Genomic DNA, 25,353 nt, shown 5'->3' with positions numbered 1-25,353 from the left:
CCGCGGTTCAGTGGCCACTGCGGACCGGCGCGCTGCTGCCGATAATCATCGTGGTAGCGAGCACGCCGGAAGTCTGACACAGGTCGAACGTCAGCGGGACGACGGTCTCACGATACGGGCAGCTGATCCCGCTTCTGCCCGGGCACGGAGCCGGCCGCGCCGACCCGGCCCAGGTCGATGTCGCGGGTCTCCCGCATGGTCAGGTAGACGATCAGGGAGACGGCCGCGCAGCCCGCCACGTACCAGAAGAAGCCCGACTCGATGCCGGCGTCCTTGAACCAGAGGGCGACGTACTCGGCGGTGCCGCCGAAGAGGGCGTTGGCGATGGCGTACGGCAGGGCGACGCCCAGGGCCCGGATGCCGGTGGGGAAGAGCTCGGCCTTCACGCAGGCGTTGATCGAGGTGTATCCGGTGATGACGACGAGCGCGAGGAGGGAGAGGCCGAGGGCCGGCCAGAAGGAGCCCGCGTGCTTCAGCATCGTCATGATCGGCACGGTCAGGAGTGTGGAGCCCACCGCGAAGGTGATGAGGAGCGGCCGGCGGCCGATCCGGTCGGAGAGGGCCCCGGCGAGCGGCTGGAGGCAGGCGAAGACGATCAGCGCGCAGAAGGAGACCAGGGTCGCGGTCTGCTTGGGGAGCCCCGCGGAGTTGGAGAGGTACTTCGTGAGGTAGGTCGTGTACGTGTAGTACGCCACGGTCCCGCCCATGGTGAGCGCGATGACGAGGAAGGCCTCGCGCTTGTGCCCCCAGAGGGCCTTGAGGGTGCCCTTCTGGTCGCTCGCGACGCCGGTGTCGGCGCTCTCCTCGTACACCTCGGTCTCCAGCATGGTGCGGCGCAGGTAGAAGACGACGGCCGCGCCGAGGGCGCCGATGATGAAGGGGACGCGCCAGCCCCAGCTGTGCAGGGCCTCGCTGGACAGGGTCTGCTGGAGGATGAGCAGCAGGCCGAGGCCCAGGATCTGGCCTGCGGTCATCGAGACGTACTGGAAGCTGGAGGCGAAGCCGCGGTGCTGCGGCGCGGAGGCCTCGGTGAGGTAGGTCGCGCTCGCGGCGTACTCGCCGCCGACGGAGAGCCCCTGGAGGAGGCGGGCGACCAGGAGGACGGCGGCGCCGCCGTATCCCGCGACGGCGTAGGTGGGCGCGACCGCGATGAGGAGGGCGGAGGCGGACATCAGGGTGACGGTGAGGGTGAGGGCGGCCTTGCGCCCCTTGCGGTCGCCGACCCGGCCGAGGAGCCAGCCGCCGACGGGCCGCATGAAGAAGCCGACGGCGAAGATGCCGGCGGTGTTCATGAGTTTGGCGGTGTCGTTGCCCTCGGGGAAGAACGCTCCCGCGAAATAGGTGGCGAAGCTCGCGTACACGAACCAGTCGAACCACTCGACCATGTTGCCCGCGGACCCGACCCAGATCTTCTTCCAGTGCTCTCGTCCCATGGTCCGGAACCGTGCCGGAGGGACGGTGCGGGGATCAAGGTCGCGGCGGGCAACGATCGGGAGTACTTGCGTGCCTTACGGTCGCGAGATCAGGGTTTCGGCGATGAACTCCCCCACATGGGCGAGGACTTGATCCCGCCCCGTGCCCGGGATGCCGACGGCGACGTGCACGCTGAAGCCGTCGAGCAGGGCGCGCATCCGGGCCGCGAAGCGGTCGGGGTCGACCGCCCGGAACTCCCCGCGCGAGACGCCCTCGGCGAGGATCGCCACGAGGTCCCGGTGCCAGGCGCCCTCGATGGCGGCCTGGCGCGCGCGGGCGTCGTCGTCGGCGTTCTGCGACCGGTTCCAGACCTCCAGCCACAGCGTCCAGTGCGGGTCGCGCGGCCCGTCGGGCACGTACACGTCGACGTACCCGTCGAGCCGCTCGCGCGCGGTCCCGGGCCGGGAGAGCAGTGCGCTCCGCTCGGCCCCGAGCCGTCCCTCGCTCCACTCCAGGGTCTGCAGCAGCAGCTCGTCCTTGGTGCGGAAGTAGTAGAGCAGGTGGCCGCTGCTCATCCCGACCTGCCGCCCGAGCCCCGCCATCGTCAGGCCGTCGAGCCCCCGCTCGGCGATCGTGCCCATGGCGGCGGCGAGCAGTTCCTCCCGCGGCGGGGCGGCCTGATTGCGACGGCGGGGGTGGGGCGACGGGCTGCTGCTCTGACTCACTCGTACGTTCTACCGCATGCCCGCCCGGCTCAGACCTTCGGCTGCTGCTGGGTGATGCAGTGGATGCCGCCGCCGCCCGCGAAGATCGTCCGCGCGTCGACGAGGACGACCTCGCGCTCGGGGAAGAGGCGGCGGAAGATCTCGGCGGCGAGCTCGTCGTGGGGGTCGTCGAAGGCGCAGAGGACGACGCCGTCGTTGCACAGGTAGTGGTTGATGTACGAGTAGTCGACCCAGTCGCCCTCCTCGTCCTTGAGGACGGTCGGGGCCGGGATCTCCAGGACCTCCAGGGGGCGGCCCTGGGCGTCGGTCTGGCCGCGCAGGATGTTCACGTACATCCGGGACCGCTCGTAGTCGGGGTGGGCCGGGTTCTGCTGGCTGTGGACGAGGACCGTGCCGGGGCGGGCGAAGGCGGCGACGATGTCGACGTGGCCCTGGGTGCCGTAGAGGCCGTAGTCGCCGGTGAGGCCGTGGGGGAGCCAGATGGCCTTGGTGGTGCCGAGCTTGGCGTGGATCTCGGCCTCGACCTGCTCGCGGGTCCACTCGGGGTTGCGGCCGGAGCCGAGCTGGACGGTGTCGGTGAGGAGGACCGTGCCCTCGCCGTCGACGTGGATCGCGCCGCCCTCGTTGACGAGGGGGGAGGCCAGGACGGGGACCTGCGCGAGGTCGGCGATGTGGCGGGCGATCTTGGAGTCGTGCTCCCAGCGGGCCCAGTCCTGGGCTCCCCAGCCGTTGAACACCCAGTCCACGGCGGCGAGTTCGGTGCCGTCGGTGACGAAGGTGGGGCCGATGTCCCGCATCCAGGCGTCGTCGAGGTCCCGCTCGACCAGGTCGACGTCGGGCCCGACGAGGGCGCGGGCCGACTCCGCGTCGCCGGGGGCGACGACCAGCGTGACCGGCTCGAAGCGGCGGACGGCGCGGGCCACGGACGCCCAGGCGGCGCGGGCCTCGGCGAGTTCGTCCTCGTTCGTGAAGGTGGGGTTGGGGCTGGGCCAGGCCATCCAGGTGCGCTCGTGCGGCATCCACTCGGCGGGCATGCGGTAGGTCATCGGTGAGTCCTAAGGAAGGTCAGAGGAAGTAGAGGCGGTTGAGGGAGACGGAGTCGACCGCCTCGGAGCGGATCGGGGAGCCGTCGAGGGAGACGAGACCGGTACGGTCGTCGACCTGGACGTCTCCGACCCGGGAGTTGAGGAGCAGGCCCGCGGGGCCGATGCCGCGGGTGCCGCGCACGGCGACGCGGCGGCGCCGGGTCGGCATGTGGTCGGCGCCGAGGTCGACGGCGGCCTGGGCGACGAACGCGACCGAGAGGTCGGCGGCCGTGGCGCCGTGCCCGCCGAACAGCGGTCCGAGGACGAGCGGTTCACAGGTGTCGGTGGCGGCGTTGGGATCGCCCACGACCCCCCACGCGGGGAAGCCGGACTTGAGCACCAGCTGCGGCTTGGCACCGAAGTACTCGGGCCGCCACAGCACGATGTCGGCGAGCTTCCCGGTCTCGATCGAGCCGATCTCGTGGGCGAGGCCGTGGGCGATCGCCGGGTTGATGGTGAGCTTGGCCAGGTAGCGGAGCACGCGCGCGTTGTCGTCGTGCGCGCCGTCGCCCTCCATGGGTCCGAGCTCGGCCTTCATCTTCCCGGCCATGGCGAAGGTCCGGCGTACGGTCTCGCCGGCCCTTCCCATCCCCTGCGCGTCGGAGGAGGTGATCCCGATCGCGCCGAGGTCGTGCAGGACGTCCTCCGCGCCCATCGTCCCGGCCCGGATCCGGTCGCGCGCCATGGCGGCGTCGCCGGGGAGGTCGGTCTTCAGGTCGTGGACGGAGACGATCATCCCGTAGTGCTCGGCGACCGCGTCGCGGCCGAAGGGCAGGGTGGGGTTGGTGGAGGAGCCGATGACGTTCGGCACGCCCGCCATCTTCAGGACGTTGGGTACGTGCCCGCCGCCGCAGCCCTCGATGTGGAAGGCGTGGATCGTACGGCCGTCGAGGACGCGGAGGGTGTCCTCCACGGACAGGCACTCGTTGAGGCCGTCACTGTGCAGGGCGACCTGCACGTCGTGCTCCTCGGCCACCCGGAGCGCGGTGTCGAGGGCGCGGGTGTGGGCGCCCATGTCCTCGTGGACCTTGAAGCCGGACGCCCCGCCCTCGGCGAGCGCCTCGACCAGCGGGGCCGGGTCGGAGGACGAACCGCGGGCGAGGAACCCGATGTTGACGGGCCAGGCGTCGAAGGAGTTGAACGCGTGACGCAGGGCCCAGGGTGAGTTGACGCCGACGCCCCAGACGGGGCCGAACTCCTGCCCGATGACGGTGGTGACGCCGCTGGCGAGCGAGGCCTCCATGATCCGGGGCGAGAGCAGGTGGACATGGGTGTCGACGGCTCCGGCGGTGGCGATGAGGCCCTCGCCGGAGACGATCGAGGTACCGGTGCCGACGACGACGTCGACGCCGTCGAGGGTGTCGGGGTTCCCGGCCCGGCCGATGGCGTGGATGCGCCCCTCGCGGATGCCGATGGACACCTTGCGGATGCCGAGGACGGCGTCGATCACCAGGACGTTGCTGATGACGACGTCGCAGGTCTCACGGACGGCGGCGGCCTTCAGGTGCAGTCCGTCGCGGGCCGTCTTGCCGAAGCCCGCCAGGAACTCGTCGCCCGGCTTCTGGGAGTCCGACTCGACGCGGACGACGAGCCCGGAGTCGCCCAGGACGACACGGTCGCCGGCGCGCGGGCCGTGCACGGATGCGTACTCGTACGGGTCCATCAGTTGTCCTCGATTCCCAGGTAGCCGCATGCCCGCGCCCTGCGCAGCGCCTCTTCCCTCGCGCCGGGCGCGTCGAGCGGGCCGTCGACCAGGCCCGCGAAGCCGACGGCGACGCGGGCGCCGCCGATCGGCACGAGCCCGACCTCGGCCTCGCCGCCCGGGTCGAAGCGGAAGGAGGCGCCGGCCGGGATGGCGAGCCGCATGCCGTAGGCGGCGGCCCGGTCGAAGTCGAGGCGCGGGTTGACCTCGAAGAAGTGGAAGTGCGAGGTGACGCTCACGGGGACGGTCGCCGTGTTCCGTACGGGCAGGGTGAGCACCGGCTCGGACTCCGGGTGTCCGGGGCCGGGCAGCAGCGCGCCGGGCGCCGCCTCCCCCAGGCCGCCGCCACCGATCGGGTCGGAGACGACCGCGAGCCGCGAGCCGTCGTCGAAGACGGCCTCGACATGGATCTCGGTGACCACGTCGGCGACGCCGGGGAGGACGTCGTCGGGGCCGAGGACCGAGCGGGCCGCCTCGATCGCCTCGGCGAGTCGCTTGCCGTCGCGGGCCGCCTCGCAGACCGTGTCCGCGATGAGCGCGGTCGCCTCGGGGACATTGAGCCGCAGGCCCCGGGCCCGGCGGGCGCGGGCGAGCTCGGCGGCGCCGAAGAGCAGCAGCCGGTCGCGTTCCGTGGGGGTCAGTCGCACGTCCGAAACACCTCCTGTTTGAGCGACACTCTAAATGTTGAGACGCAGGGATCCAAGCATTGACTCGCCCTCACGGCTCAGGTCACATTGAGTGTCACTCTAAATCCCGCCGCTCCCGTCCCCAGGAGTCCCCATGCCGATAGAACAGCACGGCGTCGACACCATCCCCGAGGCCGAACGCACCAGCGGCCCCCGCGACCTCGTCGCGATCCTGCTGGGATCCAACCTCTGCCTGGGGGTGATCGTCTTCGGCTGGCTGCCGGTCTCCTTCGGCCTCGGCCTCTGGGGTTCGGTGACCTCCGTCGTCGCCGGCACCCTCGTCGGTGTCGCCGTCACCGCGCCGCTCGCGCTGGTCTCGCTCCGTACCGCCACCAACCTCTCCACCTCCTCCGGCGCCTTCTTCGGCGTCCGCGGCCGGCTCGTCGGCTCGGTGGTCGGACTGCTGCTGTCGCTCGGCTACACCGCGCTGACCCTCTGGATCGGCGGCGACGTCATGGTGGGGACGCTCGCCCGACTGACCGGCCTGCCGACCGGCGGCGCGGCGCACGCCACCGTGTACGCGCTGCTCGCCGCCTGCACGGTGGTCGCGGCGGTGTACGGCTACCGGCTGCTGCTCAAGCTGAGCAAGGCCCTCGCCGTCGGCATGACCGTGCTCCTCGCGCTCGGAATCGTCGCCTACGCCGGGGACTTCACCACGGCGGCGGTGCCGGACACCCCGTACCTCCTCGGCTCGTTCTGGCCGACCTGGCTGCTCTCCGCGGTGGCCGCGGGCCTCAGCGGGCCGGTCGCCTTCATCACCCTGCTCGGCGACTACACCCGGTACGTCTCCCCCCAGCGGTACGGCACCGGGAAGGTCTGGCGGGCCACCTGTCTCGGCCTGGTGGTCGGCCTGCTCGTCCCCCAGCTCTTCGGCACGTACACGGCGCTCGCGGCCCGCGGGGCGCTCGACTACGCGGGCCCGCTCGTCGAGGCCTCCCCCGCCTGGTACCTGGTCCCGCTGCTCGTCGCGGCCACGGCGGGCTCCGTCGGCAACGCGGGTCTGATGCTGTACTCGATGGGGCTCGACCTGGACGCGATCCTGCCGAAGGCCACCCGGGCACGCGCCACCCTCGTGGTCGCGGTGGTGGCGACCGCCTTCGTCTTCCTCGGCCACTTCGCCTCGGACGCGCAGACGGCGATGACCTCGTTCGTCCTGCTGCTCACGGCCATCGGCACACCGTGGGCGGTGATCACCCTCATCGGGCACGCGCGGTGCGGGGGTGCGTACGACCCGGAGGCCCTCCAGGTCTACAACCGCCGTGCGCGGGGCGGGATCTACTGGTTCTCGGCGGGCTGGCACCCGCGCGCGACCGCGTCCTGGGCGATCGGCGCGGCGGCCGGCCTCGCCTCGGTGTCGACGCCCCTGTACGAGGGGCCGCTGCTCGCCCTCACGGGCGGGATCGACTGCAGCTTCGTGGTGTCGGGGATCGTGGGCGGCGCGCTGTACGCCGTACTGACGCCGAACAGGGCTCCCGCGACCGTGACGGCCCCGGAAGCCCTGGCACAGGCGGAGTAGCGACTAGCCGAGCTCGTGCATCCAGCCGTGGACGTCCTCGGACTTGCCCGTCTGGATGGCGAGCAGCGCGTCGCGCAGCTTCATCGTGACCTCGCCGGGCTCGCCGCCCGACTGCTGCCACTCACCCCGCTCGCACTTGACGGTGCCGACCGGGGTGATCACGGCGGCGGTGCCGCAGGCGAAGACCTCGGTCAGGGTGCCGTCCGCGGAGTCGGCCTGCCACTGGTCGATGGAGACGCGGCCCTCCTCCGGCTCGAGACCGAGGTCCGCCGCCAGCTTGAGCAGCGAGTCACGGGTGATGCCGGCGAGCAGCGAACCGGTGAGGGTGGGGGTGATGAGCTTGTTCCCGTACACGAAGTACAGGTTCATGCCGCCGAGCTCCTCGACCCACTTGTGCTCCACCGCGTCGAGGTAGGCGACCTGGTCGCAGCCCTTCTCGATGGCCTCGGCCTGGGCGAGCAGGGAGGCCGCGTAGTTGCCGCCGGTCTTGGCGTCGCCCATGCCGCCGGGGACGGCGCGGACGCGGTTCTCGGAGAGCCAGATGGAGACGGGCTTCACGCCGCCGGGGAAGTACGGGCCCGCCGGGGAGGCGATGACCACGAACAGGTACTCGTTGGCCGGGCGGACGCCCAGACCGACCTCGGTCGCGATCATGAACGGACGCAGGTACAGCGAGGCCTCGCCGCCGTGCGCCGGGACCCACGCCTTGTCCTGCTGGACGAGGGCGTCACAGGCCTCGATGAAGGTCTCAACCGGCAGCTCCGGCATGGCGAGCCGGTGGGCGGAGGCCTGGAAGCGGCGCGCGTTGGCGTCGGGGCGGAAGCTGGCGACCGAGCCGTCGGGGCGGCGGTAGGCCTTGAGGCCCTCGAAGATCTCCTGCGCGTAGTGCAGGACGTTCGTCGCCGGGTCCAGGTGCAGCGGGCCGTAGGGCACGAGCTGACCGTCGTGCCAGCCCCGGCCCTCGGTCCACCGGATGGTGACCATGTGGTCGGTGAAGTGGCGGCCGAATCCCGGGTTGGCCAGGATCGCTTCGCGCTCCGCGTCGGACAGCGGGCTGGAGGAGGGCTTGAGCTCGATCGTGGGCGTCGTCATGAGTGCGTGTCCTTCACCGGTTGTGTGGGGAGGACCGCGCTCACGCCTCGGTCGGCGACCGAAGTCACATGACCGTATGGACGTCCCAGCATGCCCGCATGCCGCGGCCCCACGTCCGATTATCGCTCGCGGGAACCGGTGCACGAAACGGGTGAACGCGGTCCAGGGTTCGATGGTGGCACCCGGCGACCGCACAGGTACAGCCGCCGGGGCACAGTGTGACCCGGCGGCTGCTGTCATGGACAGGAGGCGCGGGTCAGCTCGCTACTCGCGCGGCGAGCGCGTCGCCGATCTCGTCCGTCGTACGGACGGTGGCGCCCCGCTCGGTGAGGTCGGCGGCGACGGCCGCCTCGACCCGGGCGGCCTCGGTCTCGTAACCGAGGTGGCGCAGCAGGAGGGCGACGGAGAGGACGGTGGCCGTGGGGTCGGCCTTGCCCTGGCCCGCGATGTCCGGCGCGGAGCCGTGGACCGGCTCGAACATGGACGGGAACTCGCCGCTCGGGTTGATGTTGCCCGAGGCGGCGACGCCGATGCCGCCGGAGACGGCCGCGGCGAGGTCGGTGATGATGTCGCCGAAGAGGTTGTCGGTGACGATCACGTCGAAGCGGGCCGGGTCGGTGACGAGGAAGATCGTCGCGGCGTCGACGTGCAGGTAGTCGGTGGTGACCTCGGGGAACTCCCGGGCGACCCTCTCGAAGATGTTCGTCCAGAGGTGGCCGGCGAAGGTCAGCACGTTGTTCTTGTGGACCAGCGTCAGCTTCTTGCGCGGGCGGGCCTGGGCGCGGGCGAAGGCGTCACGGACCACGCGCTCGACACCGAAGGCGGTGTTGACCGAGACCTCGGTGGCGACCTCGTGCGGCGTGCCCTTGCGGATGGTGCCGCCGTTGCCCGTGTACGGGCCCTCGGTGCCCTCGCGGACCACGACGAAGTCGATCTCGGGCTGTCCTGCGAGCGGGGTGGCGACGCCGGGGAGCAGCTTCGAGGGACGCAGGTTCACGTGGTGGTCGAAGGCGAAGCGGAGCTTCAGGAGGAAGCCGCGCTCCAGGACGCCGGAGGGCACCGACGGGTCGCCGATGGCGCCGAGCAGGATGGCGTCGTGCTTCTTGAGGGAGTCGAGGTCGGCGTCGGTGAGGGTCTCACCGGTGGCGTGGTAGCGCTTGGCGCCGAAGTCGTACTCCTCGGTCTCCAGCTTCACGTCCTGGGGAAGGACGGCCGAGAGGATCTTGAGGCCCTGGGCCACGACCTCCTGGCCGATGCCGTCGCCGGGAATGACTGCGAGATTGATGCTGTGAGACATGTCGGCACCCTACTCTTCGTCCCATCGTCTGACACGTTACGTCCACCATGTGGACGAACCGCCAGGCCGGGGAAGGCGGCTCTCAGTGCCCGGTGGAGCCGCCGTTGTCACGGCGGTCGAGGGCGCGCTGGAGGGCGGCGGCGGCGTTCTGGCGGGCCTCGTCGCTGGGGCGGCCGGCGGAGTGGCGGACGCGGCGGGCGGTCTGAGCGGCCATGAGGGATCGACTCCTTGAGATCAGTGGTGATCCACGGGATCAGCGGGGATCCGCAGGTGCGGAGATCAGTGATGATCGAAGGTGCCGGCAGGGGCGGGGAGCGCCGCCGCAGGGGTTGCCTGCATGAAGGGCGTCGCGCTCTCGACCGCCATTCGCTGATGAAGCGAGACGTTCGGCTCCTACAAAGCTAGGACAGGTCGCCGCATCTGTCTCCACAATTACTCGGACTTCCTACTATCTGAGACGGGGTGCCACCGAGCGTCACTCGGCGAAGGCATCCGACATCCCTAACTAGTTTGCATTCCTACCTAGGTGGTGATCCAATGCGGTCATGGCCGCAGACCGCAGATCCAGCTGGCTCAAGGGAGTCCTCGACCTGCTCGTCCTCTCCCGCCTGACCGACGGGGAGAGCTACGGGTACGAGATCGCCAAGGCGCTCGCCGACGCGGGCCTGGGCGAGATCAAGGGCGGGACGCTCTATCCCGTACTGAACCGCCTGGAGGAGGGCGGCCTGGTGGTCGCCGAGTTCCGCGCCGCCGAGCGCGGCCCGGGGCGCCGCTACTACCGGCTCACCGAGGCCGGTCGCGAGCTGCTCGCCGCCGAGAGCGGCGCCTGGACGGACTTCCACCACACCGTACGGACCATGCTCAGCCCAGGGGGAACGACACCATGACCACCGACGCCTACTTCACGGGGCTCTCCGGCGCGCTGCGGGCCGCCGGCGTACCGGACGCGCAGATCGCCGCCACCGTCGAGGACCTGCGGGCCCACCTCGCGGAGACCGGGACGGACCCGGAGGAGGAGTTCGGACCGGCCGACGCGTTCGCGGCGCGGCTCGGCGGGCTCGCCCCGGCGCCCGGCGAGCCGGACGAGCGCGCGGAGTCCTGGACCTGGACCGCCGACCTCTTCAACGACCGCCGGATGCTCGCCGTCCACGGCGACCAGGGCTGGGAGGTCGAATCGCTCGACACGCTCGGCCGGTTCGTCTGCCGCCGCTCCACGACGGCCACCCTCCGGTGGGAGTACCGCCGCGAGGTCATCGGCGCCGGGCGCCGGGCGAAGGTCCTGGCCGAGCTTGAGCCCGAGGGCTGGGAACTGTGCGGCGAGTGGCTGGTGTACGGCTACTTCAAGCGGCCGCGCGCGGCGACGGCGGGCCCGGCGGGCGGCCTGGAGACCCGGCCGGCCGCCCCGCACCGGTGGCTGTTCCTGAGCCGCCGCGGCAAGGCGGCGCTCGCGGTGTGGCTCGTCGTGGTCGGCGGCGCGATGACGGCGTGCTTCATGGGGACGCTCGGCATGGGCGGCCTCGCGATCTCCATCGCCCTCGTCTCCATGTTCTCCGCCGTGTACACCTCCCACCTGGAGACGACCAAGGGCCGCGAGGCGCAGAGCCCTCCGGCCTCCTGACGCGTCCTCACATCACGTCGCCGTCACGCCAGTCGAAGACGAGGGCGGCGGCGGGATCGGGCAGCTCCCGGCCGGCCGCCGGGCGCAGATACACGGACCCCTCCTCCTCCGGGAGCCGGACGACCCCTCGGGGTCCCATGACCTCAAGGCGCCCCTCCCAGACCTGCCAGCCGCGTGCCCGGTAGAGCGCGGCGCCGTCGTCCGAGGCGCTCAGGGCCCCGAAGGCGAACGCGCCGTCGACGACCCGCTCAAGGTCGGCCATCACTGCCCCGCCGAGCCCCTGACGCCTGCGGTCGGCACGGACGGCGACCCCCTCGACGTACCCGACGCGGTACGAGCGGCCGCGATGGAGGGCGCGGCGCATCACCACGGCGCCGTGCGCCGTGATGCCCCGCTCGTCCTCGGTCCAGGCGTGCACGCCGCCGAGGGTGTGGTCCCAGTCGTCATCGGAGAAGTCGCCGTCGAAGGCGGCGTCGAGCAGCTCCCGTACGGAGCGGAGCCGGTCGGCCCCGAGTTCATGGGTGGGCGCGATCCTCACGGTCATGGCCCCAGACTCGCACACCCACCTAACCCCCTAACGGGCATTGACAGGTTAGCGAAAAGCTGGTTCCGTCGACCTCGCCGATCCATAACCAGTGACGCACACCCAAGGGGTTAGAACCATGTCCGTGCTGCCGACCCGCCACCGCACCGTCACCGTCCGCGGGCACGAGATCGCCTATCGCGAGGCGGGCCCCGCCGACGCCCCCGTCCTCCTGCTGCTCCACGGCTTCCCCACCAGCTCGCACATGTTCCGCGACCTCATCCCGCTGCTCGCCGGGAGCTACCGCCTGATCGCCCCCGACCACCTCGGCTTCGGCCGCAGCGCCGCCCCCTCGGCCACCGCGTTCGACTACACCTTCGCCGAACTGGCCTCCCTCACGGCCGAGTTCACGGAGACCATCGGCCTCGACCGGTACGCCCTCTACGTCCAGGACTACGGCGCCCCCATCGGCCTCCGCCTCGCCCTCGCCCACCCCGAGCGCGTCACCGCGATCATCACCCAGAACGGCAACGCCTACGAGGAGGGGCTCGGCGCCGAGGCCTGGGCCCCCGTCCTCGCCCTGATCGCGCACCGCACCCCCGCGACCGAGGCCCCGGTCCGCGCCATCCGCTCCCTCGACGGCATCCGGTGGCAGTACGAGACGGGCGTCCCCGCCGAGTACCGCGAGCTCCTCAGCCCCGACGCCTGGCACCACGACGCCACCCTGATGGCCCGCGCGGGCCAGGACGCCATCCAGCTGGACCTCATCGCCGACTACGGCTCCAACCTCGCGCTCTACCCCGACTTCCAGGAGTACTTCCGCACGAGCCGGGTCCCCCTGCTCGCGGTCTGGGGCGAAGGCGACCAGGTCTTCGTCCCGGCGGGCGCGGAAGCCTTCCGCCGCGACCTCCCGGACGCCGAGATCCACCTCCTCCCCACGGGCCACTTCGCCCTGGAGACCCACGCGCCGGCGATCGCCGACCTGATCGCGGACTTCATGAAGCGCCGGGTCCACGCATGAGAACCGCCCCCGTCCTCAGTTGGGGGACCGAGGAGGGGGGCGGTGATCAGGGGGAGGTACGGGCGGGTCAGCCCATGTGCGGGTAGCCGTACTCGGTCGGCGGGACCAGCGTCTCCTTGATGGCGCGGGTCAGCGTCCAGCGCATCAGGTTCTGCGGGGCGCCGGCCTTGTCGTTCGTACCCGAGGCGCGGCCGCCGCCGAAGGGCTGCTGGCCGACGACGGCGCCGGTCGACTTGTCGTTGATGTAGAAGTTGCCCGCGGCGAAGCGGAGCTTCTCCATCGTGTACGCGGTGGCGGCGCGGTCACCGGAGATGACGGAGCCGGTGAGGGCGTAGTCCGAGACCGACTCCATCTGGGTCAGCATCTCGTCGTACTTCTCGTCCTCGTAGACGTGGACGGCGAGGATCGGGCCGAAGTACTCGGCCTTGAAGACCTCGCTCGAAGGGTCGGTGCAGGCGATGACGGTCGGGCGGACGAAGTAGCCCACCGAGTCGTCGTACGTGCCGCCGGCGACGATCGTGCAGCTCGGGTCGGCCGCGGCGCGGTCGATCGCGGCCTTGTTCTTGGCGAACGAGCGCTCGTCGATGACGGCGCCGATGAAGTTCGACAGGTCGGTGACGTCACCCATCGTGATGCCGTCGACCTCGGCCGCGAACTCCTCCTTGAAGCCGTCGTTCCAGATCGACGCCGGGATGTAGGCGCGGGAGGAAGCGGAGCACTTCTGGCCCTGGAACTCGAAGGAGCCACGGGTCAGGGCGGTCTTCAGGATGGCGCGGTCGGCGCTGGGGTGGGCGACGACGAAGTCCTTGCCGCCGGTCTCGCCGACGATCCGCGGGTACGCGCGGTACTTCTCGATGTTGTTGCCGACCGTCTTCCACAGGTGCTGGAAGGTCTTGGTCGAGCCGGTGAAGTGGATGCCGGCCAGGTCGCGGTGGTTCAGGGCCACCTCGGAGACGGCGATGCCGTCGCCGGTCACCAGGTTGATGACGCCCTTCGGCAGGCCGGCCTCCTCCAGGAGCTCCATGAGGAGCACGGCGGAGTGGGTCTGCGTGGGGGAGGGCTTCCAGACCACCACGTTGCCCATGAGGGCGGGGGCGGTGGGCAGGTTGCCCGCGATGGCCGTGAAGTTGAACGGCGTGATCGCGTAGACGAAGCCCTCGAGCGGGCGGTGGTCCAGACGGTTCCACACACCCGGGGAGTTCGCCGGCGGCTGCTCGGCCAGGATCTGCCGGGCGTACGCCACGTTGAAGCGCCAGAAGTCGACGAGCTCGCACGGGGTGTCGATCTCGGCCTGCTGGGCGGTCTTCGACTGGCCGAGCATCGTGGACGCGGCCAGCGTCTCGCGCCACGGTCCCGCGAGCAGCTCGGCGGCGCGCAGGATGATCGCGGCGCGGTCGTCGAAGGACATGGCGCGCCAGGCCGGGGCGGCGGCAAGGGCCGCGTCGATCGCGTCCTGGGCGTCCTGCTCGGTGGCACCGCGGAAGGTGCCGATGACGGCCTTGTGGTTGTGCGGCTGGACGACCTTGAACTCCTCGCCGCCGCCGAGGCGCTTCACGCCGCCGATGGTCATCGGCAGCTCGCGCGGGTTCTCGGCCAGCTCCTTGAGCTTGGTCTCCAGACGGAGGCGCTCGGGAGAGCCGGGGGCGTAGCTGTGCACCGGCTCGTTGACCGGAGCGGGGACCTGGGTGACAGCGTCCATGGGTCTCGAAACTCCTTGTGAGAGGTGGGGGGCTCAGCCCTTGGTGAGGATGGAGCGGACGAAGAAGAGGAGGTTGGCCGGCTTCTCCGCGAGGCGGCGCATGCTGCGCCTACCCGGGGGACGACCCCCGGACCCCCGGCAGAATCCGTCGGTGAGCGTCATTTCTCAGCCCTTGGTCAGCATCGAGCGGACGAAGAACAGCAGGTTGGCCGGCTTCTCCGCGAGGCGGCGCATGAAGTAGCCGTACCAGTCGGTGCCGTACGCGGTGTAGACGCGCATGCGGTGTCCCTCGGCGGCGAGGCGGTGCTGCTCCTCGCTGCGGATGCCGTACAGCATCTGGAACTCGTACTCGTCCAGCTTGCGCCCGGCGCGGCGGGCGAGCTCCTGGCCGACGGCGATCAGGCGCGGGTCGTGGGAGCCGATCATCGGGTAGCCCTCGCCGTCCATCAGGATCTTCATGATCCGGACGTACGCCTTGTCGATCTCGGGCTTGTCCTGGATGGCGACGGAGGCGGGCTCCTTGTAGGCGCCCTTCACGATCCGGACGCGGGAGCCGTTCTCGGCGAGGCGGCGGGCGTCGTCCTCGGTGCGGAAGAGGTACGCCTGGATGACGCAGCCGGTCTGCGGGAAGTCCTTCCGCAGCTCCTCGTGGATGGCGAACATCGAGTCGAGGGTGGTGTGGTCCTCGGCGTCCAGGGTGACCGTGGTGCCGATCTCGGCGGCGGCCGCGACGACGGGCCGGACGTTCGCGAGGGCCAGCTCGTGGCCGTCCTCCAGGGACTGCCCGAACATCGACAGCTTGACGGACATCTCGGCGCGCTCGCCGAGGCCGAGCTCCTTGAGGCGGCCGATGAGCTCCAGGTAGGCGTCCCGGGCGGCGTACGACTGCTCGACGCGTGTGATGTCCTCGCCGACGACGTCGAGGGTGACCTCCAGGCCGCGGTCGCTCAGCTCCCGGACGATCGGGACGACGTCGTCGACCGTCTCGCCGGCGATGAAGCGGGCGACGACCTGCTTGGTCCCGGGGGCGGCCGACACGAAGCGGCGCATCTTGTCGCTGCGCGACGCGGCGAGGATCACGGGACCCAGCACGGGGCACCTCCAGAAGGCAAAGGTAGAACGGGGCCGTAGCCGGATCAAAGGAACGAACCGGGAACAGCACGGATAACCACCGTGAAACCTATGGATCGCTCCGATCGTCCGCCATCTACAGCTGTCACGCATCCGTGCACGGCGGCTCATACATATGTCTGAGAGGGTGCGAGAATGGCGCCGTGAAGGGCGATTACCAAGAACTGGTGGACGAGATCTCGGCGCTGCTCGGCGCCCCGGCGACGCTGGAGAACCGCGATTTCGGTCTGATCGCCTTCGGCGCCCACGACAGCGACGACGACAGCGCCATGGACCCGGTCAGGACCCGCTCGATCCTGACCCGGAAGTCCACGCCCGCCGTCCGCGCCTGGTTCGAGGGCTTCGGCATCACCCGGGCGACCGGCCCGGTCCGCATCCCGGCCGCCCCCGACGCCGGCGTGTTCCGGGACCGCCTCTGTCTGCCCGTACGCCACCGGGGCGTCGTCCTCGGGTACGTATGGCTGCTCGACGCCGAGCCCGGACCCGCGCCCGCCCAGCTCGCGGCCGCGATGGAGGTCGCCACCCGGATCGGCGACCTCCTCGCCGACGAGGACCGCGCGGACGCCGACCTCTCGCGCGAATTCGCCTCGGTCCTGACCGCCGGGCGCGGCTGGCAGAGCGACATGGCCGTCGCGGCGCTCCGGGCGGCCCTCGGCCCCAGCGCGGACGGCCTGCACACCGTCGTCTGCGTGACGCCCTGGCAGGGCGAGACCCCGTCGATCCGGGCGGTCCCCGGCGCGGCGGCGGTCGCCACGGTCCCCGAGGGAGAGTCCCTCGCCGTCCTCGTACGGCTGCGCACGGCCGAGGACCTCTCCCCCGCCCACACGGCGGCCGACCGGCTGCGCGCCGCCGCCCCGGCCGGCATCGCGTCCCCCCGCCGGGGTCTCGCGGAGCTCGCGTCGGCCTGGCGCGAGGCCAACACGGCGGCCCGCGCCGCCACGGCCCAGCCGAAGCTCGGCCCCGTCGCGGAGTGGGCCGGGATCGGCCCGTACCGGCTGCTCGCAGCGCTCTACCACCCCGAGATCGACCCGGTCGTCGCCCCGCTGCTCGCCCCGGCCCACGCCGAACTGGCCCGCACCGCCGAGGTGTTCCTCGACAACGCCGGACAGGCGGGCCGCACGGCGGCGGCCCTGGGCATCCACCGCCAGACGCTGTACTACCGGCTGTCCCGGGTCGAGCAGCTCACGGGCCTGGACCTGGACGACGGCGAGGACCGCCTGCTGCTCCACATGTCCCTGAAGTCGGCCCGGCTCTGAACAGCCGTCCGTCGGGGCCCGGTTGCCTCGGGCCCTGCCCCCTCGGCGCCGGTTTATAGGATCTCCCCATGACCACGGGGAACTGGCCGGCACCACCGACGCACACCGAGCAGCTGCTGTACGAGGCCGGGGCGCGCGGCGACCGGGGCGCCGTCCTCGACGTCCTCGGACGGACACGGCTCTACGTACTGCAGGCGCGGGTGCACGCGGACCTGCCCGGCTTCACCCCACCCCTCCCCTCCCACCGCGACAAGTCCGCCCGGCGCACCGTCGTCCCGGTGCTGACCGAGGGCATGCTGCCGGCGTGGCACCCGGACTGGGTGTTCAAGCAGACCACCCTCGCCCGGCTCGCCGCGGCCTGGCCGAACGACCGGTGGTGGCTCGCGGTCAACCCGGACACGCCGTTCGAGGCCGCGCTCCCCGCCCGGGCCGCCGACCGGCGGGCCTGGGAGGAGGCCGGCACCCGGGGCGGCGGACCGGCGCGGCTCCGCCTGCTCACCCACGCCGGCGGGCCGCTGCACGGACCGGTCGCCCAGGCCCTCGCGCTCGGCGCGCACCTCGCCGTCCTCAACGGCCTGGTGTGGAACGGACTCGGCGCCCAGTACGAGGACTACCCCACCGATGTCGCCCGGCTCCGCCGCCCCTGGGTCGTCCACCACCGGGCGGAGTTCCGGGAGAAGCTGCGGACCCTGATCGCCACCCGGCTCGTCGGCCGGGTCCCCGAGGCCGTCCTGGGGATGCGGCGCCGTCTCACCGCACGCCTCGGCCACCCGCCGACCGACGAGCAGTGGGCCTCGATGGTCACCGTGAATGTCGAGCGGGACAACCCCTACGGGAACGACGCGGCCGAGGCCGTGGAGTTCCTGCGCCGGATCAGCCGCTACGAGGAGCGGTTCCGCGCCGACGGCCTGCTCGCGCCGGCCGGCCGGATCGACACCCTCGCCGCCTTCGACCACGGCCGTGCCGTGAACGTCGTACGGCTCGCGCTCGGCGCGCGGTACTGCGATCCGGAGGAGGCGGAGCAGTCCGTACTCAGGGTGCTCGAACCCGCCAGGCAGGCGTACGACTCCTGGGAGGCGTTCTCGCTCGGCTATCTGCTGGCCCGGCTCATCCACTTCGACGAGGGCGATCCCGAGCCGCTGTACCGGGAGTCCGTGGCCGTCCACCGCATCCTCACCCAGGACCCTTCGAGCCCCTACCGGAACATCCCGTGGTCATGAAGTCCCGCAACCGCCCCGTCACCCCCGGCACGCCGTGGATCCCGCCGTCCGAGACCGAGCAGCTGCTGCACGAGGCGGGGCTGCGCGGCGACACGGCCGAACAGGTCCGTGTCCTCGCCGGGGCCGAGCTGTTCATCGCCGCCCCTCGGGCCGAGGTGGACGCCGAACCCGACACGGTCTACTGGCGGCCCCAGCAGGTGGCGAAGGGGCCCGTCGTCCGGCAGGTCCTCACTCGCGGGATGCTGCCGCCGTGGCATCCGGACTGGGTGTTCCACCAGATCACTCTCCGATGGGCCGCCGAGTTCGGGTGGAGCGACCCCCGGGTGCTTCTCGCCGTGAACGGCGGCACCCCCGGGCAGTTCCTGCTGCCCGCCACGCCCGAGCACCGCGCGTGGTGGCTGCGCGCGTACAGCGAGAACGAACGGAGTACGAAGAACCGTTTCGCGGCCCTCCGCCACGGGCCGCTGCACGGCCCGCTCGCCTTCGGCCTCGCCTGCGGCGCCCATCTGGCGTTCGTCAACGGCGTCCCGTGGAACGACGTCGGTTCGGCCTACATGGGGTACACCATCATCCTCGACACCCTCCGCGACGGCTGGGGCGTCACCGACCGGGCGGGCTGGCGCAAGCAGCTGGACGCGCTGCTCGACGGCCGCAACAGCCCGCCGGAGCCGGACTTCGCCCTCCGGGTCCGTGAGGAGCTGCGCGTGGCGCGGGGCGCGGTGCCGTCGGCCGACGAGTGGCGCGAGACGGCCGCCGGGCACGCCCAGGACCTGGGCGCGAGCCCGTCGTCGGTGCGGCACATCGAGGAGCTGGTACGCCGCATCCTGCGCTACGAGGCCCGGTTCCGCGCCGACGGGCTGTTGCCGCCGCAGGGCCGGGTGCTCAAGACGATCGCGTACGACTACGGACGTGCGGTGAACGTCGCCCGCTGGGGCCTGACGGCCCGCTTCTGCGCGCCGCCGGAGGCCGAACAGGCGATCGTCCACGCGGGGGCGCTCGCCCGCTCGGCCTACGGATCGTGGCAGGACTACTCGGCGGGTTACGCGCTGGGGCGGGTGCTGCGTTTCGACGGCGAGGAGTACGGCGGGTACCACGAGGGGAACGTGGCCGCGCACCGCACCCTGACGGAGCACGCGGGCAGCCCCTGGCGGAACCTCCCGTGGCGCTGAGGCACCGGACGTGCCGTCAGCCGGAGTCGCCCATCAGGACCTTGAGCCCCGCCGTGAGGTCGTCGGCGCTCGGAGCGGTCTCCGGGTCGACCATCCACTGGATCATCACCCCGGTCACCAGGGCCTGGCAGAGCAGCCCCGCCACCCGGGCCTTCTCCGGGTCCGCCTCCGGGTCGAGGCCGAGGAAGCCCTCGGCCATGCCGAGCCGGCCCTCCCGCTGCGGTTCCTTGATCGCGTCGCGCAGCCTCTCGTCGTCGTCGAGCCGGGTGACGACCTCCGTCTGGAGCTTCCAGACGGGCCGGCTCGTCCCGGCGGCGGCGATCACCTGCTCCCAGACGGCGTGGAAGCGCGCGTACGGGTCGGCCGGCAGCTCCCGCTTCCGCTCGCCGGTGCCCGCGGGGCCGACCTCGTTGCCCCACTCCTCCGTGAGCGCCAGGAAGGCCTGCTGGAGCAGAGCGTCCTTGGAGCCGTAGTGATAGCCGATGGAGGCGAGGTTGGTGCCCGACGCGGCGACGATGTCGCGGGCCGTGGTGCGCCCGTACCCCTTCTCCAGGAGGCAGCGCTTGGCGCCTTCGAGGAGGTCTTCCTTGTGTCCCATGACAGCACTGTACCCGGCCGCTAGACGCTTGTGTAAGACGAGCGTCTAATGACCGGGTACGAGGCCCTGGGGCCGTCCGTCAGATCAGGTTGACGGAGCGGGCCGAGGCGGCGCCGATCTCCTCGGCGATCTCCGCGAGCACCGGAGCCGGGAGCGTGTCGTCCACGGTGAGCACGACGAGCGCCTCGCCGCCCTCCTCCGCGCGGGAGACCTGCATGCCGGCGATGTTCAGACCGGCCTCGCCGAGGATCCGGCCGACGGTGCCGACGACACCCGGGCGGTCCTCGTACCGCAGCACGACCATGTGGTCGGCCAGGGCCAGGTCCACGTCGTAGTCACCGACCGCGACGATCTTCTGCAGGTGCTTCGGGCCGGCCAGCGTGCCGGAGACCGCGACCTCCTCGCCGCTCGCGAGCGTGCCGCGCACGGTGACCATGTTGCGGTGGTCGGGCGACTCGGAGCTCGTGGTCAGCCGCACCTCGACGCCGCGCTCCTGCGCGAACAGCGGGGCGTTGACGTACGACACGGTCTCGTCGACCACGTCCTCGAACACGCCCTTGAGGGCGGAGAGTTCGAGCACCTTCACATCGTGCTGGGTGATCTCGCCGTACACCTCGACGTCGAGACGGGCCGCGACCTCGCCCGCGAGCGCGGTGAAGATCCGGCCGAGCTTCTCGGCGAGCGGCAGACCCGGCTTGACGTCCTCCGCGATGACACCGCCCTGGACGTTGACCGCGTCCGGGACGAGCTCACCGGCGAGTGCCAGGCGCACCGAGCGGGCGACGGCGATGCCGGCCTTCTCCTGGGCCTCGTCCGTGGACGCGCCGAGGTGCGGGGTGCAGACGACCTGGTCGAGCTCGAAGAGCGGGGAGTCCGTGCAGGGCTCCTTCGCGTACACGTCGAGGCCCGCGCCGGCGACCCGGCCCTCCTTGAGGGCGGTGTACAGCGCCGCCTCGTCGACGATCCCGCCGCGCGCGGCGTTGACGATGCGGACCGACGGCTTGACCTTGTGCAGCGCCTCGTCGCCGATGAGACCGAGGGTCTCCGGGGTCTTCGGCAGGTGGACGGTGATGAAGTCGGCGACCTCGAGGAGCTCGTCGAGGGCCAGCAGCTTCACCCCCATCTGGGCGGCGCGGGCGGGCTGCACGTAGGGGTCGTACGCGACGATCTTCATGCCGAAGGCGGACATGCGCTGGGCGACCAGGACGCCGATGCGGCCGAGGCCGACGACACCGAGGGTCTTCTCGCTCAGCTCGACGCCCGTGTACTTGGAGCGCTTCCACTCGCCGTTCTTCAGCGCGGTGTTGGCCTGCGGGATGTTGCGCGCGGTGGCGACGAGCAGACCGCAGGCGAGCTCGGCGGCGGTGACGATGTTCGACGTCGGCGCGTTGACGACCATCACGCCGGCCTTGGTGGCGGCGGAGACGTCCACGTTGTCCAGACCGACGCCGGCACGGGCGACGACCCGCAGCTTGCGCGCGGCGGCGATGGCCTCGGCGTCGACCTTGGTCGCGGAACGGACCAGGATCGCGTCCACGTCGGCGATGGCGGGGATCAGCTCGGCGCGGTCCGCGCCGTTGCAGTGCCGGATCTCGAAGTCCGGGCCCAGCGCGTCGACGGTGGCGGGCGACAGCTCTTCAGCGATGAGTACGACAGGTTTCGAGCTCACGTGAGTCCTCACAGATCCAGTGCGGACGGCCGTCCCGACGGCCGCAGGCGGTGGAGGGGGCTTGCCGCGTGAAAGCGCACGACGCTGTGGGCCTGAACGCGAATGGTGTTGAGAAGTGTAGTGGTGCACCGGCGCGGTTCATGCGCCTCGTTGGAAGGATCACCCGTCCGTGGTTGGACGGGGTGTCCAACGATGTGGGGAGGGGCCGGACACGCTGTCCGGCCCCTTCCCCGAAGGCTTACGCCTCCTCGTCGTTCACCCAGCTCATGAGCTTGCGCAGCTCCTTGCCGGTGGTCTCCAGGAGGTGGTTCTCGTCCTGGGTCTTGTACTCGTTGTACTTCTTCAGACCGCCGTGGTACTCGGCCATCCACTCCTTGGCGAAGGTGCCGTCCTGGATCTCCGCGAGGACCTTCTTCATCTCGGCCTTGGTGGCGTCCGTGATGATCCGCGGGCCGGTGACGTAGTCGCCCCACTCGGCGGTCTCGGAGACCGACCAGCGCATCTTCTCCAGGCCGCCCTCGTACATGAGGTCGACGATGAGCTTCAGCTCGTGGAGGCACTCGAAGTAGGCGATCTCCGGCTGGTAGCCGGCCTCGGTCAGGACCTCGAAGCCCGCCTTGACCAGCGCCGCGGTGCCACCGCAGAGAACGGCCTGCTCGCCGAAGAGGTCGGTCTCGGTCTCCTCGGTGAAGGTCGTCTTGATGACGCCGGCGCGGGTGCCGCCGATGCCCTTGGCGTACGAGAGCGCCAGCGCGAAGGCGTTGCCCGTCGCGTCCTGCTCGACGGCGGCGATGCACGGAACGCCGCGGCCCTCCTCGTACTGACGGCGGACCAGGTGGCCCGGGCCCTTGGGGGCGACCAGGGCGACGTCGATGCCCTCGGGCACCTTGATGAAGCCGTAGCGGACGTTGAGGCCGTGGCCGAAGAAGAGCGCGTCGCCCTCCTTCAGGTGGTCCTTGATGGACTCCTCGTAGACCTGGGCCTGGATCGGGTCCGGCGTCAGGATCATGATGAGGTCGGCCTCGGCCGCGGCCTCGGCCACGGAGACGACGCGCAGGCCCTGCTCCTCGGCCTTGGCCTTGGACTTCGAGCCCTCCTGCAGACCGACGCGGACGTCGACACCGGAGTCACGGAGCGACAGCGCGTGGGCGTGGCCCTGGCTGCCGTAACCGATCACCGCGACCTTGCGGCCCTGGATGATGGACAGGTCGGCGTCGTCGTCGTAGAACAGCTCGGCCACTGGGTATCTCCTTGAGGTGCTGGTGTTGCGTCCCACCGTACGGCGGGGAGCGGGAGGAAAGTTTTCGGGTCTCGTCAGTCGGACCGCCGGATGGACCGGCCGTTGACCTCCGATGACTCTCGGGGTGCTGTTGAGTCTCAGGCGCTGCGGTCGAGGGCCCGCAGGGACCGGTCCGTGATGGACCGGGAACCACGCCCTATGGCGATCGTGCCCGACTGCACGAGCTCCTTGACGCCGAACTGCTCCAGCATCTTGAGCATCGCCTCGAGCTTGTCACTCGAACCGGTGGCCTCGATGGTGACCGCCTCGGGGGAGACGTCCACGGTCTTGGCGCGGAACAGCTGGACGATCTCGACGATCTGGGAGCGGGTCTCGTTGTCGGCGCGGACCTTCACCAGGACGAGCTCGCGCTGGATCGCGGCGCTGGGCTCGAGTTCGACGATCTTCAGGACGTTGACCAGCTTGTTGAGCTGCTTGGTCACCTGCTCGAGGGGCAGGTCCTCGACACCGACCACGATGGTGATGCGGGAGATGTCGGGGTGCTCGGTGACGCCGACGGCGAGGGAGTCGATGTTGAAGCCGCGGCGGGAGAACAGCGCGGCGATCCGGGCGAGGATGCCGGGCGTGTTCTCGACGAGAACGGAGAGCGTGTGCTTGGTGGACATGGTCTGGGTCTCTTCCTTTTCGCTCTGCTGCGTTCCGCGGTTCAGTCGTCTTCGCCGTCGCCGAAGTCGGGGCGGACGCCCCGGGCGGCCATGACCTCGTCGTTGGAGGTGCCGGCGGCGACCATCGGCCAGACCTGGGCGTCCTCGTGGACGATGAAGTCGACGACGACCGGACGGTCGTTGATGGCGTTGGCCTCGGCGATGACCTTGTCCAGGTCGGCCGGGTCCTCACACCGCAGGGCGACACAGCCCATGGCCTCGGAGAGCTTGACGAAGTCGGGGACGCGGGTGCCCTTGTTCGCCTGGACGTCGTCCGGGCCCGAGTGCAGGACGGTGTTCGAGTAGCGCTGGTTGTAGAAGAGGGACTGCCACTGGCGGACCATCCCGAGGGCGCCGTTGTTGATGATGGCGACCTTGATCGGGATGTTGTTCAGGGCGCAGGTCGTGAGCTCCTGGTTGGTCATCTGGAAGCAGCCGTCGCCGTCGATCGCCCAGACCGGGCGGTCGGGCAGACCGGCCTTGGCGCCCATCGCGGCGGGGACCGCGTACCCCATCGTCCCAAGGCCGCCCGAGTTCAGCCAGGTGGCCGGCTGCTCGTAGTCGATGAAGTGGGCGGCCCACATCTGGTGCTGGCCGACACCCGCGGTGAAGATCGTGCCCTCGGGGGCGAGCTGCCCGATGCGCTGGATGACCTGCTGCGGCGAGAGGCTGCCGTCCTCCGGCAGGTCGTAGCCGAGCGGGTAGGTCTCGCGCCAGCGGTTCAGGTCGCTCCACCATGCGGTGTAGTCGCCCTTGTTGCCCTCGCTGTGCTCGGCCTGGACGGCCTGGACCAGGTCGGCGATGACCTCGCGGGCATCCCCGACGATCGGGACGTCGGCGGCGCGGTTCTTGCCGATCTCGGCGGGGTCGATGTCCGCGTGGACGATCTTCGCGTACGGGGCGAAGCTGTCGAGCTTGCCGGTGACGCGGTCGTCGAAGCGGGCGCCGAGCGCGACGATCAGATCGGCCTTCTGCAGCGCGGTGACAGCGGTGACCGCACCATGCATGCCCGGCATGCCCACGTGCAGCGGGTGACTGTCCGGGAACGCACCGAGCGCCATCAGCGTGGTCGTCACCGGAGCGCCGGTCAGCTCGGCGAGGATCTTCAGCTCGCCGGTGGCACCGGCCTTGATCACACCGCCACCGACATACAGGACCGGGCGCTTCGCCGCGCTGATCAGCTTCGCGGCCTCACGGATCTGCTTGGCGTGCGGCTTGGTCACCGGACGGTAGCCGGGCAGGTCGGTCTGCGGCGGCCAGCTGAAGGTGGTCTTCGCCTGGAGGGCGTCCTTGGCGATGTCGACCAGGACCGGGCCCGGACGGCCGGTGGAGGCGATGTGGAAGGCCTCGGCGATCGTCCGCGGGATGTCCTCGGCCTTGGTGACCAGGAAGTTGTGCTTGGTGATCGGCATCGTGATGCCGCAGATGTCCGCCTCCTGGAAGGCGTCCGTGCCGATCGCCTTCGAGGCGACCTGGCCGGTGATCGCGACGAGCGGGACGGAGTCCATGTGCGCGTCGGCGATCGGGGTGACGAGGTTGGTCGCACCGGGCCCCGAGGTCGCCATGCAGACGCCGACCTTCCCGGTCGCCTGGGCGTAGCCGGTGGCGGCGTGGCCCGCGCCCTGCTCGTGGCGGACCAGGATGTGACGCACTCGCTTCGAGTCCATCATCGGGTCGTAGGCCGGGAGGATGCAGCCGCCGGGGATGCCGAAGACGGTGTCGGCGCCCACTTCCTCGAGAGAACGGATGAGGGCCTGCGCGCCCGTGACGTGCTCGACGGTGGTGGCGGGCTGCGCGCCGCCGCGGGGCCGCGGCTGCGGATGGTGCCCGGTGGCCTGGTCGGTCATCAGCATCTCTTCTCGAAGCAGAGGGTTTATGCGAAGTGTTTTGTGAGGGTTTGCGTCGACTTCGGGGTGAGCCGGTGCAACAAAAAACCCCTCGTGCCGTGAGGCAAGCGAGGGGAGCGCGTCGGGTGCTTTCTCAGCCGGG

Annotated in this window: 24 protein-coding genes; 7 read left to right on the top strand and 17 right to left on the bottom strand. The window is 71.0% G+C overall.

Features of this window, described 5'->3' with window-relative positions:
- Positions 1–107: 107 nt before the first annotated feature.
- The 5 genes from ACZ4VK_RS30510 to ureA all read right to left on the bottom strand — a co-directional run bounded on the left by ACZ4VK_RS30510 (position 108) and on the right by ureA (position 5,572).
- Positions 108–1,433, bottom strand: coding sequence for an MFS transporter (locus tag ACZ4VK_RS30510; RefSeq protein ID WP_468359096.1), 1,326 nt, complete (start codon positions 1,431–1,433; stop codon positions 108–110).
- Between the two features lie 75 nt (positions 1,434–1,508).
- On the bottom strand, positions 1,509–2,069 hold the full coding sequence (locus ACZ4VK_RS30505; RefSeq protein ID WP_468359511.1) for a TetR/AcrR family transcriptional regulator: 561 nt from the start codon (positions 2,067–2,069) through the stop codon (positions 1,509–1,511).
- A 98-nt stretch (positions 2,070–2,167) separates the two neighbouring features.
- Entirely contained in the window at positions 2,168–3,184 is a 1,017-nt protein-coding gene (locus ACZ4VK_RS30500; RefSeq protein ID WP_468359093.1) for an agmatine deiminase family protein, read from the bottom strand.
- A gap of 19 nt (positions 3,185–3,203) precedes the next feature.
- Entirely contained in the window at positions 3,204–4,886 is a 1,683-nt protein-coding gene (locus ACZ4VK_RS30495) for an urease subunit alpha (protein WP_468359090.1), read from the bottom strand.
- Complete coding sequence (gene ureA, locus ACZ4VK_RS30490) at positions 4,886–5,572, bottom strand: urease subunit gamma (protein WP_468359087.1); 687 nt, start codon at positions 5,570–5,572, stop codon at positions 4,886–4,888. The genes ACZ4VK_RS30495 and ureA overlap by 1 nt, the downstream gene beginning before the upstream one ends.
- Positions 5,573–5,705: 133 nt before the next feature.
- Here ureA and ACZ4VK_RS30485 point away from each other — a divergent pair, with 133 nt between their 5' ends.
- Positions 5,706–7,127, top strand: a complete 1,422-nt coding sequence (locus ACZ4VK_RS30485) for a cytosine permease (RefSeq protein WP_468359083.1) — start codon at positions 5,706–5,708, stop codon at positions 7,125–7,127.
- Between the two features lie 3 nt (positions 7,128–7,130).
- On the opposite strand, the gene ACZ4VK_RS30480 is transcribed toward ACZ4VK_RS30485, so the two are convergent.
- The 3 genes from ACZ4VK_RS30480 to ACZ4VK_RS30470 form a co-directional block, all read right to left on the bottom strand.
- The gene (locus tag ACZ4VK_RS30480) at positions 7,131–8,219 is read right to left on the bottom strand and encodes a branched-chain amino acid aminotransferase (protein ID WP_389681853.1); all 1,089 of its coding nucleotides are present in this window, start codon (positions 8,217–8,219) and stop codon (positions 7,131–7,133) included.
- Between the two features lie 256 nt (positions 8,220–8,475).
- A complete protein-coding gene (locus ACZ4VK_RS30475; RefSeq protein ID WP_468359080.1) occupies positions 8,476–9,516 on the bottom strand; it encodes a 3-isopropylmalate dehydrogenase in 1,041 nt (346 codons plus the stop codon).
- A gap of 82 nt (positions 9,517–9,598) precedes the next feature.
- Positions 9,599–9,730 carry a hypothetical protein gene (locus tag ACZ4VK_RS30470; protein WP_468359077.1) on the bottom strand — a complete coding sequence of 44 codons (132 nt, stop codon included), beginning with the start codon at positions 9,728–9,730 and terminating at the stop codon, positions 9,599–9,601.
- A 331-nt stretch (positions 9,731–10,061) separates the two neighbouring features.
- Here ACZ4VK_RS30470 and ACZ4VK_RS30465 point away from each other — a divergent pair, with 331 nt between their 5' ends.
- A complete protein-coding gene (locus ACZ4VK_RS30465) occupies positions 10,062–10,403 on the top strand; it encodes a PadR family transcriptional regulator (RefSeq protein ID WP_468359074.1) in 342 nt (113 codons plus the stop codon).
- Positions 10,400–11,134: a hypothetical protein gene (locus ACZ4VK_RS30460; RefSeq protein WP_468359071.1), complete on the top strand. Its 735-nt coding sequence runs from the start codon at positions 10,400–10,402 to the stop codon at positions 11,132–11,134. Before ACZ4VK_RS30465 ends, ACZ4VK_RS30460 begins: the two co-directional genes overlap by 4 nt.
- 7 nt (positions 11,135–11,141) lie before the next feature.
- On the opposite strand, the gene ACZ4VK_RS30455 is transcribed toward ACZ4VK_RS30460, so the two are convergent.
- Positions 11,142–11,678 (bottom strand): GNAT family N-acetyltransferase, encoded by a 537-nt coding sequence (locus tag ACZ4VK_RS30455; protein ID WP_468359068.1) that lies wholly within the window; start codon positions 11,676–11,678, stop codon positions 11,142–11,144.
- 118 nt (positions 11,679–11,796) lie between these two features.
- On the opposite strand from ACZ4VK_RS30455, the gene ACZ4VK_RS30450 reads away from it, so the two are divergent.
- Complete coding sequence (locus tag ACZ4VK_RS30450) at positions 11,797–12,678, top strand: alpha/beta fold hydrolase (RefSeq protein ID WP_468359066.1); 882 nt, start codon at positions 11,797–11,799, stop codon at positions 12,676–12,678.
- 67 nt (positions 12,679–12,745) lie between these two features.
- On the opposite strand, the gene pruA is transcribed toward ACZ4VK_RS30450, so the two are convergent.
- The 3 genes from pruA to ACZ4VK_RS30435 are packed head-to-tail and all read right to left on the bottom strand — an operon-like array spanning position 12,746 to position 15,469.
- Positions 12,746–14,377: an L-glutamate gamma-semialdehyde dehydrogenase gene (gene pruA / locus ACZ4VK_RS30445; RefSeq protein ID WP_468359063.1), complete on the bottom strand. Its 1,632-nt coding sequence runs from the start codon at positions 14,375–14,377 to the stop codon at positions 12,746–12,748.
- A gap of 33 nt (positions 14,378–14,410) precedes the next feature.
- Complete coding sequence (locus ACZ4VK_RS30440) at positions 14,411–14,539, bottom strand: hypothetical protein (protein ID WP_468359536.1); 129 nt, start codon at positions 14,537–14,539, stop codon at positions 14,411–14,413.
- Positions 14,540–14,542: 3 nt separating this feature from the next.
- A complete protein-coding gene (locus ACZ4VK_RS30435) occupies positions 14,543–15,469 on the bottom strand; it encodes a proline dehydrogenase family protein (protein ID WP_468359060.1) in 927 nt (308 codons plus the stop codon).
- A 182-nt stretch (positions 15,470–15,651) separates the two neighbouring features.
- Between ACZ4VK_RS30435 and ACZ4VK_RS30430 the strand changes: the two genes are divergently transcribed.
- The 3 genes from ACZ4VK_RS30430 (at position 15,652) to ACZ4VK_RS30420 (ending at position 19,153) form a co-directional block, all read left to right on the top strand.
- On the top strand, positions 15,652–16,764 hold the full coding sequence (locus ACZ4VK_RS30430) for a PucR family transcriptional regulator (protein ID WP_468359057.1): 1,113 nt from the start codon (positions 15,652–15,654) through the stop codon (positions 16,762–16,764).
- A 68-nt stretch (positions 16,765–16,832) separates the two neighbouring features.
- Positions 16,833–17,984, top strand: a complete 1,152-nt coding sequence (locus ACZ4VK_RS30425; protein ID WP_468359054.1) for a DUF1266 domain-containing protein — start codon at positions 16,833–16,835, stop codon at positions 17,982–17,984.
- Positions 17,981–19,153, top strand: a complete 1,173-nt coding sequence (locus tag ACZ4VK_RS30420; protein WP_468359051.1) for a DUF1266 domain-containing protein — start codon at positions 17,981–17,983, stop codon at positions 19,151–19,153. Before ACZ4VK_RS30425 ends, ACZ4VK_RS30420 begins: the two co-directional genes overlap by 4 nt.
- Before the next feature lie 16 nt (positions 19,154–19,169).
- Here ACZ4VK_RS30420 and ACZ4VK_RS30415 read toward each other — a convergent pair whose 3' ends face one another.
- The 5 genes from ACZ4VK_RS30415 to ACZ4VK_RS30395 form a co-directional block, all read right to left on the bottom strand.
- Positions 19,170–19,751 carry a TetR/AcrR family transcriptional regulator gene (locus ACZ4VK_RS30415; protein ID WP_468359048.1) on the bottom strand — a complete coding sequence of 194 codons (582 nt, stop codon included), beginning with the start codon at positions 19,749–19,751 and terminating at the stop codon, positions 19,170–19,172.
- Positions 19,752–19,830: 79 nt separating this feature from the next.
- Positions 19,831–21,420, bottom strand: a complete 1,590-nt coding sequence (gene serA / locus ACZ4VK_RS30410) for a phosphoglycerate dehydrogenase (RefSeq protein ID WP_468359045.1) — start codon at positions 21,418–21,420, stop codon at positions 19,831–19,833.
- Positions 21,421–21,658: 238 nt separating this feature from the next.
- Positions 21,659–22,660: a ketol-acid reductoisomerase gene (gene ilvC / locus ACZ4VK_RS30405; RefSeq protein ID WP_389681864.1), complete on the bottom strand. Its 1,002-nt coding sequence runs from the start codon at positions 22,658–22,660 to the stop codon at positions 21,659–21,661.
- A gap of 137 nt (positions 22,661–22,797) precedes the next feature.
- Positions 22,798–23,325 (bottom strand): acetolactate synthase small subunit, encoded by a 528-nt coding sequence (ilvN, locus tag ACZ4VK_RS30400; RefSeq protein WP_389681865.1) that lies wholly within the window; start codon positions 23,323–23,325, stop codon positions 22,798–22,800.
- Positions 23,326–23,366: 41 nt separating this feature from the next.
- Complete coding sequence (locus tag ACZ4VK_RS30395; RefSeq protein ID WP_468359041.1) at positions 23,367–25,217, bottom strand: acetolactate synthase large subunit; 1,851 nt, start codon at positions 25,215–25,217, stop codon at positions 23,367–23,369.
- Between the last annotated feature and the right edge of the window lie 136 nt (positions 25,218–25,353).

This window comes from Streptomyces sp. NPDC028711 (assembly GCF_055565415.1).
This window is presented reverse-complemented; position numbering and strand designations above follow the sequence as displayed.

Coding starts and splice junctions, on each gene's coding strand:
- ACZ4VK_RS30510 (WP_468359096.1), bottom strand. CDS start 1,433: ATGGGACGAGAGCACTGGAAGAAGATCTGGGTCGGGTCCGCGGGCAAC.
- ACZ4VK_RS30415 (WP_468359048.1), bottom strand. CDS start 19,751: ATGGGACACAAGGAAGACCTCCTCGAAGGCGCCAAGCGCTGCCTCCTG.
- ACZ4VK_RS30460 (WP_468359071.1), top strand. CDS start 10,400: ATGACCACCGACGCCTACTTCACGGGGCTCTCCGGCGCGCTGCGGGCC.
- ACZ4VK_RS30500 (WP_468359093.1), bottom strand. CDS start 3,184: ATGACCTACCGCATGCCCGCCGAGTGGATGCCGCACGAGCGCACCTGG.
- ACZ4VK_RS30425 (WP_468359054.1), top strand. CDS start 16,833: ATGACCACGGGGAACTGGCCGGCACCACCGACGCACACCGAGCAGCTG.
- ACZ4VK_RS30420 (WP_468359051.1), top strand. CDS start 17,981: ATGAAGTCCCGCAACCGCCCCGTCACCCCCGGCACGCCGTGGATCCCG.
- ACZ4VK_RS30480 (WP_389681853.1), bottom strand. CDS start 8,219: ATGACGACGCCCACGATCGAGCTCAAGCCCTCCTCCAGCCCGCTGTCC.
- ACZ4VK_RS30450 (WP_468359066.1), top strand. CDS start 11,797: ATGTCCGTGCTGCCGACCCGCCACCGCACCGTCACCGTCCGCGGGCAC.
- ACZ4VK_RS30395 (WP_468359041.1), bottom strand. CDS start 25,217: ATGCTGATGACCGACCAGGCCACCGGGCACCATCCGCAGCCGCGGCCC.
- ilvN (WP_389681865.1), bottom strand. CDS start 23,325: ATGTCCACCAAGCACACGCTCTCCGTTCTCGTCGAGAACACGCCCGGC.
- ACZ4VK_RS30465 (WP_468359074.1), top strand. CDS start 10,062: ATGGCCGCAGACCGCAGATCCAGCTGGCTCAAGGGAGTCCTCGACCTG.
- ACZ4VK_RS30485 (WP_468359083.1), top strand. CDS start 5,706: ATGCCGATAGAACAGCACGGCGTCGACACCATCCCCGAGGCCGAACGC.
- ACZ4VK_RS30470 (WP_468359077.1), bottom strand. CDS start 9,730: ATGGCCGCTCAGACCGCCCGCCGCGTCCGCCACTCCGCCGGCCGCCCC.
- ACZ4VK_RS30440 (WP_468359536.1), bottom strand. CDS start 14,539: ATGACGCTCACCGACGGATTCTGCCGGGGGTCCGGGGGTCGTCCCCCG.
- ACZ4VK_RS30495 (WP_468359090.1), bottom strand. CDS start 4,886: ATGGACCCGTACGAGTACGCATCCGTGCACGGCCCGCGCGCCGGCGAC.
- pruA (WP_468359063.1), bottom strand. CDS start 14,377: ATGGACGCTGTCACCCAGGTCCCCGCTCCGGTCAACGAGCCGGTGCAC.
- ACZ4VK_RS30455 (WP_468359068.1), bottom strand. CDS start 11,678: ATGACCGTGAGGATCGCGCCCACCCATGAACTCGGGGCCGACCGGCTC.
- ACZ4VK_RS30475 (WP_468359080.1), bottom strand. CDS start 9,516: ATGTCTCACAGCATCAATCTCGCAGTCATTCCCGGCGACGGCATCGGC.